The organism is Pseudomonas sp. Irchel 3E13 (genome assembly GCF_900187455.1).
In the GTDB taxonomy this organism is placed as follows: domain Bacteria; phylum Pseudomonadota; class Gammaproteobacteria; order Pseudomonadales; family Pseudomonadaceae; genus Aquipseudomonas.
In genome coordinates this window covers 361,703-379,223 of sequence record NZ_FYDX01000006.1, presented here as the reverse complement: position 1 = coordinate 379,223, position 17,521 = coordinate 361,703, and the positions used below count along the sequence as shown (strand labels likewise).

General features: G+C 64.4%; 12 protein-coding genes. 11 read left to right on the top strand and 1 reads right to left on the bottom strand.

The window, feature by feature from the left end:
• Nucleotides 1–23: 23 nt before the first annotated feature.
• The 5 genes from CKW37_RS12775 to accC all read left to right on the top strand — a co-directional run bounded on the left by CKW37_RS12775 (nucleotide 24) and on the right by accC (nucleotide 6,404).
• Nucleotides 24–1,985: a methyl-accepting chemotaxis protein gene (locus CKW37_RS12775; RefSeq protein WP_095156041.1), complete on the top strand. Its 1,962-nt coding sequence runs from the start codon at nucleotides 24–26 to the stop codon at nucleotides 1,983–1,985.
• 98 nt (nucleotides 1,986–2,083) lie between these two features.
• The gene (locus CKW37_RS12770) at nucleotides 2,084–3,862 is read left to right on the top strand and encodes a protein-disulfide reductase DsbD (RefSeq protein WP_095156040.1); all 1,779 of its coding nucleotides are present in this window, start codon (nucleotides 2,084–2,086) and stop codon (nucleotides 3,860–3,862) included.
• Between the two features lie 175 nt (nucleotides 3,863–4,037).
• Nucleotides 4,038–4,490 carry a type II 3-dehydroquinate dehydratase gene (gene aroQ / locus CKW37_RS12765; protein WP_095156039.1) on the top strand — a complete coding sequence of 151 codons (453 nt, stop codon included), beginning with the start codon at nucleotides 4,038–4,040 and terminating at the stop codon, nucleotides 4,488–4,490.
• Nucleotides 4,491–4,578: 88 nt separating this feature from the next.
• A complete protein-coding gene (accB, locus tag CKW37_RS12760) occupies nucleotides 4,579–5,043 on the top strand; it encodes an acetyl-CoA carboxylase biotin carboxyl carrier protein (protein WP_095156038.1) in 465 nt (154 codons plus the stop codon).
• 17 nt (nucleotides 5,044–5,060) lie between these two features.
• On the top strand, nucleotides 5,061–6,404 hold the full coding sequence (gene accC / locus CKW37_RS12755) for an acetyl-CoA carboxylase biotin carboxylase subunit (protein ID WP_095156037.1): 1,344 nt from the start codon (nucleotides 5,061–5,063) through the stop codon (nucleotides 6,402–6,404).
• A 69-nt stretch (nucleotides 6,405–6,473) separates the two neighbouring features.
• Here accC and CKW37_RS12750 read toward each other — a convergent pair whose 3' ends face one another.
• Nucleotides 6,474–10,379 (bottom strand): dermonecrotic toxin domain-containing protein, encoded by a 3,906-nt coding sequence (locus tag CKW37_RS12750; RefSeq protein WP_095156036.1) that lies wholly within the window; start codon nucleotides 10,377–10,379, stop codon nucleotides 6,474–6,476.
• A 183-nt stretch (nucleotides 10,380–10,562) separates the two neighbouring features.
• Between CKW37_RS12750 and prmA the strand changes: the two genes are divergently transcribed.
• From prmA to purD, 6 genes are all read left to right on the top strand, one after another.
• On the top strand, nucleotides 10,563–11,441 hold the full coding sequence (prmA, locus tag CKW37_RS12745) for a 50S ribosomal protein L11 methyltransferase (RefSeq protein WP_095156035.1): 879 nt from the start codon (nucleotides 10,563–10,565) through the stop codon (nucleotides 11,439–11,441).
• Between the two features lie 39 nt (nucleotides 11,442–11,480).
• A complete protein-coding gene (locus CKW37_RS12740) occupies nucleotides 11,481–12,842 on the top strand; it encodes a DUF3426 domain-containing protein (protein ID WP_095156034.1) in 1,362 nt (453 codons plus the stop codon).
• A 220-nt stretch (nucleotides 12,843–13,062) separates the two neighbouring features.
• Nucleotides 13,063–14,076, top strand: coding sequence for a tRNA dihydrouridine synthase DusB (gene dusB, locus CKW37_RS12735; protein ID WP_095156033.1), 1,014 nt, complete (start codon nucleotides 13,063–13,065; stop codon nucleotides 14,074–14,076).
• The gene (gene fis, locus CKW37_RS12730) at nucleotides 14,073–14,393 is read left to right on the top strand and encodes a DNA-binding transcriptional regulator Fis (protein ID WP_003186237.1); all 321 of its coding nucleotides are present in this window, start codon (nucleotides 14,073–14,075) and stop codon (nucleotides 14,391–14,393) included. Before dusB ends, fis begins: the two co-directional genes overlap by 4 nt.
• 79 nt (nucleotides 14,394–14,472) lie before the next feature.
• Nucleotides 14,473–16,074, top strand: a complete 1,602-nt coding sequence (purH, locus tag CKW37_RS12725; RefSeq protein ID WP_095156032.1) for a bifunctional phosphoribosylaminoimidazolecarboxamide formyltransferase/IMP cyclohydrolase — start codon at nucleotides 14,473–14,475, stop codon at nucleotides 16,072–16,074.
• Nucleotides 16,075–16,178: 104 nt separating this feature from the next.
• Nucleotides 16,179–17,474 carry a phosphoribosylamine--glycine ligase gene (gene purD / locus CKW37_RS12720; RefSeq protein ID WP_095156031.1) on the top strand — a complete coding sequence of 432 codons (1,296 nt, stop codon included), beginning with the start codon at nucleotides 16,179–16,181 and terminating at the stop codon, nucleotides 17,472–17,474.
• Nucleotides 17,475–17,521 lie beyond the last annotated feature (47 nt).

Genomic DNA, 17,521 nt, shown 5'->3' with positions numbered 1-17,521 from the left:
TCCAGCCGTTGGTAGTCACGCACATGCGCCTCAAGCTGCTCACCAATCTGAACACCCTGTTACTGGTCCTGGTCTGCCTCGCCCTGGGCGCCACCTTGTGGTGGTCGCAACGCGCGCTGGAGCGACCCTATCTGCTGATGGAGCGTTACCTGGGCCTGTCCCAGCAGTTCCAGAACGGGGTGGCGCGCAACATCCAGACCTACCTCGCCAGCGGCGACGCCCTGCAACATGCCACGGCCCTGCAGGCCACCCAGCAGTTGCAGGAAGAACTGGGCCAACTGCCGGCCGAACTGGCGCAAAGCGTGCGCCCGAGCCTGGACAGCCTGGCCACCTTCACCAGCAACGAACTGTTGGCCGCCGGCAAGCTGGCCGGGGATCCGCAGGCCCTGCTGTTGCAGGCCGAACGCGAACTGGGCGCCAACCTGGAACAGTGGCTGCGCTACAGCCAGAACAGCCAGAACAGCGAAGCGGCGCGCTATACCACGCCGCTGTTCGAAGCCGGGCTGCACCTGAGTCGCCTGTCCCTGGCCCGCGACAAGCTGGTCAGCAGCGGCCGCAGCGAGCTGGCCGAGGAAGTCGAACGGGAACTCAACCTGATTGCCGGGCAGGCGCGCATTCTCGATGGCCTGCCGCTGCTGGGGGTCAAGGAAGCCAGTGCCTCGGGTTCCGACGATTTCGCCTCCATGATGGGCCTGGAAAGCGAGAGCAAGAGCGAGGCCGAAGACACCGCCGTCGGCCTGCGCCGCGAACTCAACAGCCTGATCAGTCGCTACCCTGCGGAACTGCAACGCACCCGCGAGCAGATCCAGCGCCGCGGTGAGCTGGCGGCTACCACTCAATCGCGCATCGCCGCTGTGCAGCAGGCCATCGCCGATCTGGAGCCCGGCGTACGCAGCCAGCACGCCCAGATCCAGAGCGAAGTGCGCCTGATGCAAGGCGTCATGATCGCTCTGATTCTGCTGATCGCCCTGGTGATCGACCGCCTGCAGCGGCGTCTGGCGCGGGTACTGACCAACCTCGACCCGGCGCTGTCGGACTGGGCCAGCGGCGATTTCAGCAAGCCGATCGCCCTGCCGCCCAGCAACCGCGAGATGCACGACATTCAGGATTCCCTGAACCGCCTGCGCGACTACCTGGTGGAACTGGTGGGGACCATCCGTCATAACGCCGAACAGGTCGCCGGCAGCAGCCACGCCCTGGCCGGCATGAGCAGCGCCCTGCACGACGGCGCCGAGCGCCAGGCCGGCGATACCGCGCAGATTCGCGATGCGCTGGGTGAACTGGAAGCCACGATCGTCCAGGTCGCAGGCGATGCCAGCCAGGCCGCCGACGCCAGCCGTCAGGCCGGTGAAGCAGTGGAACAGGGCCAGGCCGTGATCGGCCAGAGCCTGACCGGGCTGCGCAAGCTGGTGGACGAAGTGCAAGGCAACGCGCAGATGATCGAAGAACTGGCCCAGGAGTCGGCGACCATCGGCGGCGTCCTGACGGTGATTCGCGCTATCGCCGAGCAGACCAACCTGCTGGCCCTGAATGCCGCGATCGAAGCGGCGCGGGCCGGCGAAATGGGCCGCGGCTTTGCCGTGGTGGCCGAGGAAGTCCGCTCACTGGCGCAGCGCACCACAGGCGCCACGGGGGAGATCCAGACCCTCATCACCCGCCTGCAACAAGCGGCGCGCGAGTCGGTGGACGGCATGCGCGCCCAGCTCGAACACGCCGAAGCCACCGCCAATCAGGCCCAGGCCGCCGATGGTGCGCTGGATGAAATCGTCACTGCGATCCAGACCATCGCCGACACCGCCGAGCGCATCGCCGATGTCACCGCGCAGCAGAGCGGCGCGGTCAGCGAGATCCGCGATCACAGTGAACGGATTCATGGTCTGGGTGAGGACAATTTGCAGCGGATCGGCGAAGGACGGGATCAGGGTGAGCAGTTGCTGAGGCTTGGTGGAGAGCTGAATACGGCGGTTCGGGCGTTCCGTTTGTAGGTGGCTTTCGGGCCTAATCGCTGCGGTTCGGCCCTCAACAACACAGCAATCCCCAGACTCCGCTATCATGCGACCACCTCCGCACCCGCGAGACCATCATGCGTCGTCTGCTCTGCCTCCTGCTGCTGGTCCTGGCCATGCCCGCCGTGGCCACCGGCCTTTTCGACAGCCGCCCCAGCGCCACACTGGGCGCTTCTTCCCTGAACAACAGCGCCGATTTCCTGCCGGTGCGCGAAGCCTTCAAGCTCAACCTGATCCAGGGCGACGCCCAAGGGATCAAGCTGCGCTTCGTCGCCAGCGAGGGCTATTACCTCTACCGCCACCGCTTCCAGTTCCGCACCGAACCCGCCGACATCGTTCTGGGCAGCGCCCAATTGCCGCAGGGCGAGGCCAAGCACGATGAGTTCTTCGGCGATGTCGAGGTCTACCACGGCATCCTCGATATCGACCTGCCGCGCACCGACGATAAACGCCCGTTCACCCTGCTGGTGACCTACCAGGGCTGCGCCGACAAGGGCCTGTGCTATCCGCCGGAAACCGAGCGCCTGAGCATCGCCGGCGTCGGCGCGGCAACACCGGTTACCAGCGGCGCCCCGGTCGCAACCGAGAGCAACTGGAAAAGCCTGCTGCTGTTCTTCCTCGCCGGCGTCGGTCTGACCTTCACCCCCTGCGTGCTGCCCATGCTGCCGATCCTCTCCGGCGTGGTGCTGCGCGGTCAGGTCGGCGGCTGGCGCGGCCTTGCGCTGTCGCTGGCCTACGTGCTGCCGATGGCCGCCTGTTTCGCCCTGCTCGGCGCTTTGATGGGCCTGTTCGGCGCCGGCCTCAACCTGCAGGCACGCCTGCAATCGGCCTGGGTGCTGGTGCCGTTCTCGCTGTTCTTCGTGGCGTTCGCCCTGGCCATGTTCGGCCTGTTCGAACTGAAACTGCCGCAAGCCGTGAGCAACCGTCTGGACCGTCTCGCCGGGAATACCAAAGGCGGCTCGCTGGTGGGCGCGGCGGTTCTCGGCGTGGTCTCCAGCCTGCTGGTCTCGCCGTGCGTGTCTGCACCATTGGCCGGCGCCCTGCTCTATATCAGCGCCAGCGGCGACGCCGTCGGCGGCGCTCTGAAACTCTTTGCCCTGGGCCTGGGCATGGGCGCCCCGCTGCTGCTGGTAGCGACGGGCGGCGCGGCCTGGCTGCCGAAGAGCGGGCCTTGGCTGGTCACGGTGAAAAACGCCATCGGCGTGCTGTTGCTGGGCCTGGCGATCGGCCTGCTCAGCCGTGTTTTGCCCGGCCAGATCACGCTGTTGCTGGTGGGCTTGCTGGCCGCGGGTGTGGCGCTGTTCCTCGGCGCCCTCGAGTTCATCCCGAAAACCCCGCGCCAGCGTCTGGCACAACTGCTCGGTCTGGTGCTGATGGTCTATGCCCTGGCCTGCTGGTATGGCGCGCTCAGCGGCCAGAGCGATCCGCTGCGACCACTTCCGGTCAGCGGCAACGCCGTGACCGCGCAGCCAACAGCGAGCGACACCTGGCAAACCATCAGCAGCCCCGCCGAACTGGACCGGGTGCTGGCCGAGGCGAAAGCCGCCGGCCAACCGCTGGTGCTGGACTGGTACGCCGACTGGTGCATCAGTTGCAAGGTCATCGAGCACGAGGTGCTGAATGCGCCGAACGTGCTGCCATTGCTCAAGGAATACCGACTGGTTCGCTTCGATATCACCCAGAGCAGCGCCGAACAACGCGCCCTGCTGGATCGCTATCAACTGTTCGGCCCGCCCGCGCTGTTGTTCTTTGCGGCGAACGGCAGCGAAAAAACCGAGGCAAGGGTGGTCGGGGAGACCAACGCCGGGGAATTCGCTGAGCATTTGCAGCGCATCCGCGCCGATCTGCGTCTATAACTGCTGGGGCCATTAAAAAACCGCTACCAATGACCGGACTTAACAAAATAGTCACATATTTTGCGTGAATCTCGGTCATCGTGCTGGCTATTGCAGTTAACTGGACAGTGCTCGGTTCTTTGCGGCATAGTCGCCGCGCTTGTATTTATGTCCGACAAAATCAAAGGATGCGCAGATGGCGACACTACTGGTGCTGCACGGCCCCAACCTGAACCTGCTCGGGACTCGCGAACCCGGTGTCTACGGCGCCGTGACCCTGGCGCAGATCAACCAGGACCTGGAGCAGCGTGCCCGCGCCGCCGGCCATCATCTGCAATACCTGCAAAGCAACGCCGAATACGAACTGATCGACCGGATCCACGCCGCGCGCAACGAAGGCGTGGACTTCATCCTGATCAATCCGGCTGCTTTTACTCACACCAGCGTCGCATTACGTGACGCATTGCTGGCGGTGAGCATCCCATTCATCGAAGTGCACTTGTCCAACGTGCACAAGCGCGAGCCGTTCCGTCACCACTCCTACTTTTCGGATGTTGCCGTAGGGGTGATCTGCGGTCTGGGCGCCAGCGGTTACCGACTGGCCCTGGAATCCGCCCTGGAACAACTGGCCGCCGCCGCAAAATCCTGAATAACGCGAGCCTGGCCATCGCCAGGCTTACAAGAACGTTTGAATCACGTTCATACGCCCCTGACCGAACCTTGGGAGTTGATGATTAATGGATATTCGTAAAGTCAAGAAACTGATCGAGCTGCTGGAAGAATCTGGCATCGACGAGCTGGAAATCAAGGAAGGCGAAGAGTCCGTGCGCATCAGCCGCCACAGCAAGACTCCAGCCCAGCAGTACTACGCGCCGGCTCCAATGGCCGCCGCTCCTGCACCGGCTCCTGTCGCAGCCGCTGCCGCCGCTCCGGCTGCCGAAGCTGCCGCTGCCGCGCCAACCCTGAAAGGCACCGTGATCCGCTCGCCAATGGTCGGCACCTTCTACCGCAAAGGTTCGCCAACCTCGCCTGCCTTCGTTGAAGTCGGCCAGAGCGTGAAGAAAGGCGACACCCTGTGCATCGTCGAAGCGATGAAAATGATGAACCACATCGAAGCCGAAATCGGCGGTGTCATTGACGCCGTTCTGGTAGAAGACGGCCAGCCGGTTGAATACGACCAGCCTCTGTTCACCATCGTTTGAACCGCGGAGAGCCTGCGATGTTGGAAAAAGTTCTGATCGCCAACCGCGGCGAAATTGCCCTGCGTATCCTGCGAGCCTGCAAGGAACTGGGCATCAAGACCGTCGCCGTACACTCCACGGCCGACCGCGAGCTGATGCACCTGGGCCTGGCTGACGAGTCCGTGTGCATTGGCCCGGCGTCGTCCAAGGATTCCTACCTGCACATCCCCGCGATCATCGCCGCGGCCGAAGTGACCGGCGCCACCGCCATTCACCCTGGCTATGGCTTCCTCGCGGAAAACGCCGACTTCGCCGAGCAGGTCGAGAAATCCGGATTTGCCTTCATCGGCCCGAAAGCCGACACCATTCGCCTGATGGGCGACAAGGTATCGGCCAAGCACGCCATGATCCAGGCCGGCGTTCCGACCGTACCGGGCTCCGACGGCCCGCTGCCGGAAGACGAAGAAACCGCGCTGGCAATCGCCCGCGAGGTTGGCTACCCGGTGATCATCAAGGCCGCCGGTGGCGGTGGTGGTCGCGGCATGCGCGTTGTGCACAAGGAAGAAGACCTGATTTCCTCGGCCAAGCTGACCCGCACCGAAGCCGGTGCAGCGTTCGGCAACCCGATGGTCTACCTGGAGAAGTTCCTGACCAACCCACGTCACGTGGAAGTTCAGGTACTCTCCGACGGTCAGGGCAACGCCGTACATCTGGGCGACCGTGACTGCTCCCTGCAGCGCCGTCACCAGAAAGTACTGGAAGAAGCGCCGGCTCCAGGCATCGACGAAAAAGCCCGTCAGGAAGTCTTCGCCCGCTGCGTCCAGGCGTGCGTCGAGATCGGCTACCGTGGCGCCGGCACCTTCGAGTTCCTCTACGAGAACGGTAGCTTCTACTTCATCGAGATGAACACCCGCGTGCAGGTTGAGCACCCGGTTTCGGAGATGGTCACCGGTATCGACATCGTCAAGGAGATGCTCAGCATCGCCGCTGGCAACAAGCTGTCGTTCACCCAGGATGACGTGGTTATCCGCGGTCACGCCCTGGAGTGCCGGATCAACGCCGAAGACCCGAAGAAGTTCATTCCGAGCCCAGGCAAGGTCAAGCACTTCCACGCTCCGGGAGGCAACGGCGTTCGCGTCGATTCGCACCTGTACAGCGGCTACACCGTACCGCCGAACTACGATTCGCTGATCGGCAAGCTGATCACCTACGGCAAAGACCGCGACGAAGCCATGGCGCGCATGCGCAATGCCCTGGACGAAATCGTGGTTGACGGGATCAAGACCAACATCCCGCTGCACCGTGATCTGGTACGTGACGAAGCCTTCTGCAAGGGCGGCGTCAACATTCACTACCTGGAACACAAGCTGGCCTCGGAATAACGAGCCAGCCGCCTCCAGCGGTCGAATGGAAAAAGCCCCGCACGTATTCCGTGCGGGGCTTTTTCGTTTTCAGCGGGTCAGTGTGGTCAGCAGCAAGGCCTGGGCATCGACCAGGGCGGAGCTTGCGAGCGCGCCGTCCAGATTACGCACCGAACCGTCGGAGCGCTGCACCAGCGGCTCCTGACGGAAGCGCGCCATGAAGCGTTGGCCACGCCGGGCCATCATCCCCCTGCCGCCCTGGCTGGCCTCGCGCAGGATCGGCTCGACCACCTCTTGCACCGCATTGCGGGTGGTGGTGAACACCGTGGTCGCACCCTCGGCCAGATCGAGCCGGACCCCGTAAATGTTGCCCATGCACGACGAATAGGACCAGTGATCCCAGTTCGCCTGGATGCCCTTTCGCAGCAGTGCCGACCTGAGCGGCCCGCCGATATCCGCACCACCGGACAACCAATCGCCGCCTACCAGCGTGGCCCTGACCGGCTCGTGTCCTGCGCCGCGGCCTATGCGCGCCAGCGCGCTGGACAAGGCGTCATCGACCAGTGCGCGGATGTTGTGATCGACGTGGATCACCGCCCCCGCCCGTGTCGTCGGGTTGTACAGGCACGCCACCACGCAGCTTTGGGCATTCAATGAATACAGGTAGTTGTCGCTCGCGCCCGCATCAAACCGGGCGATCACGCCCTCGCCCTGAAGCGCCCCGCGAGCTGGCAGCGGGCGGGTCCGCGCGGGGAACGCATCGGCGATACGCCGTATCTGCCCCAGGTTGTGAACATCGTTGCCGCCACCCCGAAGCCCGACCTGAGGATTGAACGACCAGCGCCCCCGAAGATCCCGGCGAATCGGCATTTTGTACTGTGCCGCCGGGTAGCGCGGATCGACCAGGCGCAGCGTCTGGTTATCCAGATCTGCTACCACCTCGAAGTACTTGCCCTTGTGGAGAATATGCAGCCGTCCCCCGTCGGGCCCGGTTGACGAGCCTTGGTACAGGCCGCCCAGCAAACCGTCCTGCTCCAGGCGGCGCAGGTTTCCGGGGTTGCTCTTCAAAGCCTGATGCTGATCCAGAACGTCGAACACTCCACGCCCGGCATGCTCACTCGACCTGATGCCCCCAAGTCTTGTTTTCCGCACCGCCACCCAGGCGCCCGGCAGCGCGACGCCCCACAGCCCCAGGGCAACATCGAGCCAATGTTGCAGGGCGCCCGCCGCATCATCGTCGCGGTGCGCGGTAATCGCCTTGCTCGCACCGAGCACCACAAAGACCGCATCAAGGACGAACCCCAGCGGCGGAAACACCAGGCTCAATGGCAGGGCGGCATACACCAGTCCCTTGGCGACCAGCTCGGAGATAACGTCGTGACGGCTGGTGGTCACCGCCTCGACATCATCGATGTGGCGCTGCAGGTAATCGTCGTATTCGTCGAGAAAGTCTTCGACCCGGCTCGCCTCACGCAGCGCATCACGCGCCGCCTCGCCCTTGGCCAATTGAGTGAGCCGGCGGGAAGCGGCCGGATGGTCGGCATAGCGCAGGTGCGAGAGGAAGTAATCCTGCAGGGCGCCAGGACCGGCGCCGGTAAAACGCCCGTAGTCGCGCAGGACGATGCCATCCGGCGCTTGCGGCGTGTACAGCCAGTCCTGCGCCACGCCGCCATCGACCTCCCGGAACACGTAAAGGCCAACGGCCTGCCGCCCATTGATCGCGAGCCTGAACACGCCGCTGCTGGTCGCAACGTCCTCCGCGGCCCCGCGCCCCCGCGCAGGCTGGCGCCGTGAGAGCCCCTCGACAGCACTCGCCAGGCGTTGCAACTGCAAGGGCGTCAGCCGACCCTTGGCATGCGCGACGTGAACATCCCGCCGCATCGTTGCCTGGACCAGTGCTAGACGTAATGCCCGACGCTCGGCGTAGATCGGCTGTGACGAATCGAGGAACCCTGCGCGAATCGACTGCACGAAACGATCCCCCAGAAAAGCCCCGCGCAGATACGGCGCCAACTCCGCTGCCCGCAATTGGCTCAGGTCCTGCCCGACCGAAGAACGGACCGGCATGTGTGGGTTATCCAGTCCCCAGTTGTCGTCGTAGCCATACATGGCCAGATCCAGCAGCGAGCGAGTGATGCCGGGCGTCGAATCGGCAAGGCCGGGTTTGAAATCGAACAGGATGGTTTGCGGATCAACCTCGCCCTCCATCTGGTGCCCGCGCAGATACGCATCGATGTCAGCCGTGATGGCGCGCTTGGCAAACGCCTGAAAAGTCTCCTGCCCGGCAACCGCCTGTTGCAGCGCATCGTTGAGCAGGTGCAGGTCTTCGTTGAGGCCGGCGATTACCTGACGCTGTGCCAGGGGCAACGCACCGAACCAGGCGGGCGCCTCCTGCGTTTCCACACGGGAAAGATCATGAGCCTTGCGCAAGGCAACGAGCGCCTCGCAGGATTCCCGGTAGCCAAACGGTGCACGGCGATGATCGCGTTGAACATCCCAGTGGTCGGCACGCTCCACGACCTTGTCGAAAAACACCTCGGCCCGCTGCCGCTGAACGCCATCGACCAGTCCCAGCAGATACTCACGCCCGGCTTCATCGCCCAGCCAGCCACCCAGCTCGATAGCCACCGCCCGCAGGGAAGGCAGCTCGATCCACACCTGCCCATCGGGCTTGCCGGGCGCATACAGCACCAGCGACTCCGGTGCTTGATCGCCCTTTTGCACATGAAACAGCAGGAGATCCGCCAACGGCAGATCCGGCAGCAAGGAAACGCCGACCACCTTCTCGCCCGGCTCCGCCGCAGCGACACCGTTGGACTCCCGAATACGCAGCACCCGCTCCAGACCCTCGGCACTCAGGTGCCCTCGGCAGCGCGCGACAAACGCGGTCTGCTGCAAGCGCGCATCGTAGAGATCGAGGAGCGCCACCGTCAGTTCAGGGTGGTCATGGCGCTCGCTGAGTCGCGCCCGGTATTCGCCGCGCGGATCGACGGTTTGCAGCAAGGATTCCAGAAATGCCTGGGCGAGCGGCGCGTGAGACGCCTTGGGGTCATGGTGTAGCGTTCTGGTTTTTTGCGGGCCCGGCGCAAAGGGGCCCTCGGCCACCAGCGCCGTCAGCGAAGTGACTCGAGCCACGGGAGAAGACGCCGCGTTGCCACGGGTTTCCACCTGCAGGCGATCCGGCTCGATATCGATACCCAGCGTGGCGCGCGCGTGGTCGATGATCGCTCGCCGGGCAAAGGCGTGCAGCGAGGTGACGTCCTCCAGCAAGTGCTGGACTTGCCCCTCCAGAAACAGGCTGCGTTGCTGAAACGCGCGCAAGATCGAAAGGTCGGCCTCGCCCAGCGCGGCGAACCAGTCACCGAAGGCGGAACGGGTCAGGCGCCGAACCATTGAGCGCTCGGCATCGGGCAGTCCGTCACCGGCCTCGAACGACGCCTGCCAATGCTCCTCAAGCGCCTCGATACGCTGCGCCAGGGTCACGCCATCCAGTTGCTCCAGGCTCTCCGGCAGAAACAACGCATCAATGCTGGCGCAGTGAGCCTCCAGCCGTTGCAGGAAAAGACTGCCGACAGACGAGGTTGGCTCGAGGTCGTCCGGGCGTGCCGCCCAGCGCTGCCGCAGCGCACGCTGGTAATCGTCGACCACCCCGCCCGCGACACCTTCGATCACCTGCACCAGCACCTCGTAGCGTTCGGCATCCGCTTCACTGTCCGCTGCTTGCGGCCAGCGCAGCGGCCCTCGCAGGTTGCCGTCGTAAGTGGCCACCTGCCCATCAATCAGGCGTTGCAGCAACGCCTCGAACAGCGCCTCGAGAAACGACGGCGCAACATCACCTTCCGGGTAATAGGTACGCAGATGCACCCTCAGGTGATCACCCGCGATTTCGGCGAAGGTCAGCCGGTCCGCCCAGAAACCTTCGGTCCAGGTCGCCCAGCGGGTTACCTGCACCAGCGACGCTCCGGCCACCGCAGACGATTGCAGATTGTTTTCCATTGTCTGGCTCCTCACGAAGGAAAGGAGCGAGCGTGCGGCAGGGGTACAGGCGCCGGGTAATAGATAGTTAGGACGCAATCGATCCACGCCACCCGCCGCCTGTTATCCACTTTGCGGCCTAGCTGGCGTACACTGCCCGGCTTTCACAGCACTACGCTGAACCACCCTGGTGAAGGTACCCCAATGCCCTGGTTACAAGTTCGTCTGGCCATCACTCCGGAACAGGCCGAAACCTATGAAGACGCCCTGCTGGAAGTGGGCGCGGTTTCCGTGACCTTCATGGACGCCGAAGACCAGCCGATCTTCGAGCCAGACCTGAACACCACGCCGCTGTGGTCCAACACCCACCTGCTGGCGCTGTTCGAAGCCGACGCCGAGCGGGAAGCAGTGTTCGCCCACCTGCAACTGCTGACCGGCGCCGAGTTGCCCGAGCACCATGCTGAGGTCATCGAAGACCAGGACTGGGAACGCAGCTGGATGGACAACTTCCACCCAATGCGTTTCGGCCAGCGCCTGTGGATCGTGCCGAGCTGGCACGCCGCGCCGGAACCTGGAGCAGTCAACCTGCTGCTGGATCCGGGCCTCGCGTTCGGCACCGGCACCCACCCGACCACCGCGCTGTGCCTTGAATGGCTCGACGGTCAGGACCTGAAAGACACCCAGGTCCTGGACTTCGGCTGCGGCTCCGGCATTCTCGCCATCGCCGCACTGCTGCTGGGCGCTCGCCGTGCCGTCGGTACCGACATCGACGTGCAGGCCCTCGAAGCCTCGCGTGACAACGCCGGGCGCAACGGTGTTGCCGAAGCAGACTTCGAGCTGTACCTGCCCGAGCACATGCCGGCCCAACAGGCCGACGTGCTGGTGGCCAACATCCTCGCCGGCCCGCTGGTCTCGCTGGCGCCGCAACTCAGCGGCCTGGTGCGTCCGGGCGGCCTGCTGGCGCTCTCCGGCATCCTCGCCGAGCAAGGCCAGGAAGTGGCCGCGGCCTACGCAGCAGACTTCGACCTGGACCCGATTGCCGAGCGTGAGGGTTGGGTACGCATCAGTGGTCGCCGCCGTTAACTGCACTAGACTGGTTCTCATCCCACCCCGGATCGCCGCATGACCGACAGTTTCGTCACCCAGTGCCCGCATTGCCAGACCAGCTTTCGCGTCAGCCACAATCAACTGAGCGTGGCCCGCGGTGTCGTGCGTTGCGGCAACTGCCTGCAGGTGTTCAACGCCGCCCGCCAGTTGCTTGAGCAGAGCGCCGCCCAGCAACCGCCGGTCGCTCCTGCGCCCGTCGATGAACCGCAGGCGGTCGAGCCTGAGCGGGTAGTGCCGGTCGAAACCGTCGAAGCCCTCGCCCTTCCCGTCGAAGAACCTGTGCCCGCTCCCGAGCCGGCGCCGGCCCCGCCGGCGAAGAGCTGGAGCAACGTCGATCTGGACCTCGACCACCTCGATCTGGACCGCGAACTGGCCCGCCTGGAGCAGCGCGAGATCCAGCCGAGCGTCGACTTCCACGCCGCCCCACGCAGGGAAGACAGCCTCAGCGCCAAGCGCGACGATGCCAACAACGACGATCTGCTGGAGGCTGGCCTGTTCAGCACCCCGGCGTCGGAGCGCGAGCCGGACGAGCCGTCCCTGGACGAGCCGCTACTGCAACTCGAAACCCGTGAGCCGGACGAGCAGCCATCGCCGGGCGACCGCACCGAGCCTTCGTTGTCGCTGGACCTGCCCGAGCCGGAAGAAACCCCGCCCGTGCGCAGTCACGTGATCGCGGACGAAGACGACGACCTGCCGGATGCCGGCACCCGTCTGTCGGCCCGGGATGACGACGACCTAGACCAACGCAACGATCACGACGACGAGCCCACGCTGAGCGAGCGGCGCGACCCGGAACTCGGCGCCATCGCCGAGCCCGACCGTCCGGCACGCAAGGAATCACTGGTCGATCTGGTCGACGACCCGCTGCAACTGGACTGGCAGAAGCCGCGTAGCAACCTGGGCCGGCGTCTGCTGTGGCTGTTCCTGATCCTGCTGGCCGCCGCCGCGCTGGCCGGCCAATACATTGCCTATCACTTCGACGAACTGGCCCGCCAGGACCAGTACCGCCCGTGGTTCCAGCAGGTCTGCCCGACACTGGGCTGCGAGGTGCCGTCCAAGGTCGACATCGCCCGAATCAAGAGCAGCAATCTGGTGGTGCGCAGCCATCCTGACTTCAAGGGCGCACTGGTGGTGGACGCGATCATCTACAACCGCGCGCCCTTCTCCCAGCCGTTCCCGCTACTGGAACTGCGCTTCGCCGACCTCAACGGCCAACTGATCGCCAGTCGTCGCTTCAAGCCCGCCGAGTATCTCAGCGGCGAGCTGGCCGGCAAGGCCGAGATGCCCAGCCAGACGCCGATCCACATCGCCCTGGATATCCTCGATCCGGGCCCGAAGGCCGTCAATTACAGCCTCAGCTTCCGCTCCCCGGAGTAAAAGCAGCCGCAAGTTGCAAGCTTATAGCGGCAAGAAAGAGCCGATCGCACGCGATCCTGCTGCCTTTTGTCGCTTGAAGCATGCCACTTGAAGCAGGTCGCGCCAGCGGCCGAGTTGTTCAGATTTTATCCAGATTCATCTTTATCCGGTCATCGAGAGCGGGTATCATGCCCACCCTTTTTCGAACTCTAATGATCCGGCCCCACAACAGGGAACTCCTATGTCGGCGGTACGCATCGGCCCATACACACTGCAAAACAACCTGATCCTTGCCCCCATGGCCGGGGTCACGGACCAGCCTTTTCGTCAGCTCTGCCGACGAATGGGCGCAGGCCTGGTGGTGTCGGAAATGGTCAGCAGCGACATGAGCCTGTGGAACAGCCGAAAGTCGCGCCTGCGCATGATCCACGAAGGCGATCCCGAGCCACGCTCGGTACAGATCGCCGGCGGCGACGCGCAGATGCTCGCCGCGGCGGCCCGGGCCAATGTCGAGCTGGGCGCCCAGATCATCGACATCAACATGGGTTGCCCGGCAAAAAAAGTCTGCAACAAGGCCGCAGGCTCTGCTTTATTGAAGGATGAAGCATTGGTCAGCGAGATTCTCCACGCGGTGGTCGCCGCCGTGGATGTCCCGGTGACCCTGAAGATCCGCACCGGCTGGGACCGGGCGAACAAGAACGGCCTGACCGTGGCGAAGATCGCCGAGCAGGCCGGGATCCAGGCGCTGGCCGTCCATGGCCGCACCCGCGCCGACCTGTACACCGGCGAAGCCGAGTACGACACCATCGCTGCCATCAAGCAGGCGGTGTCGATCCCGGTTTTCGCCAATGGCGACATCACGTCGCCGCAAAAGGCCCGGACCGTGCTCGACAGCACCGGCGTCGACGGCCTGTTGATCGGTCGCGCCGCCCAGGGCCGGCCATGGCTCTTTCGCGAGATAGAGCACTACCTGCGCACAGGCGAAACACTGCCCGCGCCGGGGCTGGAGGAAGTGGAACGGATTCTGCTGGAGCACCTGGCAGCGCTGCATGCCTTCTATGGCGATGTGATGGGCGTGCGAATCGCCCGCAAGCACGTTGGCTGGTACCTGGCAACGTTACCGGGGGCCAAGGAGTTTCGCGCCCGGTTCAATCGTTTGGAAGACACACACGCGCAATGCGCCGACGTTCGCCTTTTCTTCAGCGAACGTGAACAGAGCCTTGAGACAGAGGACGGACAAGGGGTGGCCGCATGACGATGATGACCGAGACTTTAGTGAGTGGAACAACGCCCGTGAGCGACAACGTCAACCTGAAACAGCACCTCAATACCCCCAGCGAAGAGGGACAGACCCTTCGCGGAAGTGTGGAAAAGGCGCTGCACAACTATTTCGCGCACCTCGAAGGCGCTGCTGTCACGGACGTGTACAACCTGGTGCTCTCTGAAGTCGAGGCGCCCCTGCTCGAAAGCGTGATGAATTACGTCAAGGGCAACCAGACCAAGGCCAGCGAGCTGCTTGGACTGAACCGAGGCACCTTGCGCAAGAAACTCAAGCAGTACGACCTGCTGTAAGCATGAATCCCAACCAAAAAGGCGACTCCCACAGTGAGGTCGCCTTTTTTGCTGACTCCACCGCGTTATGGAATCTGAAATGACCGACCAGACTACTCGCCTGCCGATCCGCCGTGCCTTGATCAGCGTTTCCGACAAGACCGGGATCCTCGAATTCGCCCGTGAGCTGCAAACGCTCGGCGTCGAGATCCTGTCTACCGGCGGCACCTTCAAGCTGCTCCAGGACAACGGCGTCGCCGCGGTCGAAGTCGCCGACTACACCGGCTTCGCGGAAATGATGGACGGCCGGGTCAAGACCCTGCACCCGAAAATCCACGGTGGCATCCTCGGCCGTCGCGGCACCGATGACGCCATCATGCAGGAGCACGGGATCAAGCCGATCGATCTGGTCGCCGTCAACTTGTACCCGTTCGAAGCCACCATCTCCAAGCCGGGTTGCGACCTGCCGACCGCCATCGAGAACATCGACATCGGCGGCCCGACCATGGTCCGTTCCGCGGCCAAGAACCACAAAGACGTCGCCATCGTGGTCAACGCCAGCGACTACGCGAACGTGCTGGAAAGCCTCAAGGCCGGTGGCCTGACCTACGCCCAGCGCTTCGACCTGATGCTCAAGGCCTTCGAGCACACCGCGGCCTATGACGGCATGATCGCCAACTACATGGGCACCGTGAACCAGTCCGCCGAGACCCTGAGCACCGAAGGCCGCAGCGAATTCCCGCGCACCTTCAACAGCCAGTTCATCAAGGCCCAGGAAATGCGCTACGGCGAGAACCCGCACCAGAGCGCGGCGTTCTATGTCGAGGCCAAGCCGTCCGAGACGGGCATCGCCACCGCGGTGCAACTGCAAGGCAAGGAACTGTCGTACAACAACGTGGCCGACACCGACGCCGCGCTGGAATGCGTGAAGAGCTTCGTCAAGCCGGCCTGCGTCATCGTCAAGCACGCCAACCCGTGCGGCGTTGCCGTCAGCCCTGAAGGCGGTATCCGCCAGGCCTACGAACTGGCCTACGCCACCGACACCGAGTCGGCCTTCGGCGGCATCATCGCCTTCAACCGCGAGCTGGACGGCGAAACCGCCAAGGCCATCGTCGAGCGTCAGTTCGTCGAAGTCATCATCGCCCCGAGCGTCAGCGAAGAGGCCCGCGCCGTAGTCGCCGCCAAGGCCAACGTGCGCCTGCTGACCTGCGGCGAGTGGTCGACCGAGCGCGCCGCTGCCTGGGACTTCAAGCGTGTGACCGGCGGCCTGCTGGTACAGAGCCGCGACATCGGCATGATCACCGACGCCGACCTGAAAGTCGTGACCAAGCGCGCCCCGACCGAACAGGAAATCCATGACCTGATCTTCGCCTGGAAAGTGGCCAAGTTCGTCAAGTCCAACGCCATCGTCTACGCCAAGAACCGCCAGACCATCGGTGTCGGCGCCGGCCAGATGAGCCGCGTCAACTCCGCGCGCATCGCCGCGATCAAAGCCGAGCACGCTGGCCTGCAGGTGCAGGGCGCGGTCATGGCGTCGGACGCGTTCTTCCCGTTCCGTGACGGCATCGACAACGCAGCCAAGGTCGGTATCACTGCCGTGATCCAGCCAGGCGGCTCGATGCGCGACGCCGAAGTCATTGCCGCCGCCGACGAAGCCGGCATCGCAATGGTGTTCACCGGCATGCGCCACTTCCGTCACTGATTTACGGCAATCGGCCGCACTGAAGCAGGCATCTGCTTCAGTGCGACCCCGTACAGCGAATACAAAACGAAGGCATGCCCTTCGGAAACCACTGAGGTTTTGACATGAACGTTTTGATCATCGGTAGCGGCGGACGTGAACACGCCCTGGCCTGGAAAGTTGCCCAGGACCCGCGTGTCGAGAAAATCTTCGTCGCCCCCGGCAACGCCGGTACCGCCACCGAAGCCAAGTGCGAGAACGTCGCCATCGAAGTGACCGCGCTGGAACAACTGGCCGACTTCGCCGAGAAGAACGTCTCGCTGACCATCGTCGGCCCGGAAGCCCCGCTGGTTGCCGGCGTGGTCGATCTGTTCCGCAGCCGCGGCCTGGACTGCTTCGGTCCGACCGCTGGCGCCGCCCAGCTTGAAGGCTCCAAGGCCTTCACCAAGGATTTCCTGGCGCGCCACAAGATCCCGACCGCCGACTACCAGAACTTCACCGAGATCGAGCCAGCCCTGGCTTATCTGCGTGAAAAAGGCGCGCCGATTGTCATCAAGGCCGACGGCCTGGCCGCCGGCAAGGGCGTTATCGTCGCCATGACCCTGGCCGAAGCCGAAGACGCCGTGCGCGACATGCTCGCCGGCAATGCCTTTGGCGCAGCCGGTTCGCGCGTGGTCATCGAGGAATTCCTCGACGGCGAAGAAGCCAGCTTCATCGTCATGGTCGACGGCGCCAACGTGCTGCCTATGGCAACCAGCCAGGACCACAAGCGCGTCGGCGACGCCGACACCGGCCCGAACACCGGTGGCATGGGCGCCTATTCGCCAGCGCCAGTGGTCACCGCTGATGTCCATCAGCGCGTGATGGACCTGGTGATCTACCCGACCGTGCGCGGCATGGCCGAGGAAGGCAACGTCTACACCGGCTTCCTTTACGCCGGTCTGATGATCGACAAGGCCGGTAACCCGAAGGTCATCGAGTTCAACTGCCGCTTCGGCGACCCGGAAACCCAGCCCATCATGCTGCGCCTGGAGTCGAGCCTGATCCTGCTGATCGAAGCCGCCCTGGCCAAGGCGCTGGACAAGGTCGAGGCAGTCTGGGATCCGCGTCCAAGCCTGGGCGTGGTGCTGGCCGCTGGCGGCTACCCTGGCGACTACGCCAAGGACGCACCGATCAAGGGTCTGGATGCCGCCGCCGCACTGCAAGGCAAGGTGTTCCATGCCGGTACCGCGCTGAAAGACGGCCAGGTCGTGACCAGCGGCGGCCGCGTGCTGTGCGCCACCGCCCTGGGCGACACGGTCGAAGCCGCACAGCAACAGGCCTACCGTCTGGCAGCCGAAATCGACTGGGACGGCGCGTTCTATCGCAAGGACATCGGCTACCGTGCCATTGCCCGCGAGCGTGGCGAGCATCAGGAGTAACCTGCCTGAGCGGGAGCGCGGCGCCTTTGCGCCGCGGCTCCCGGCTC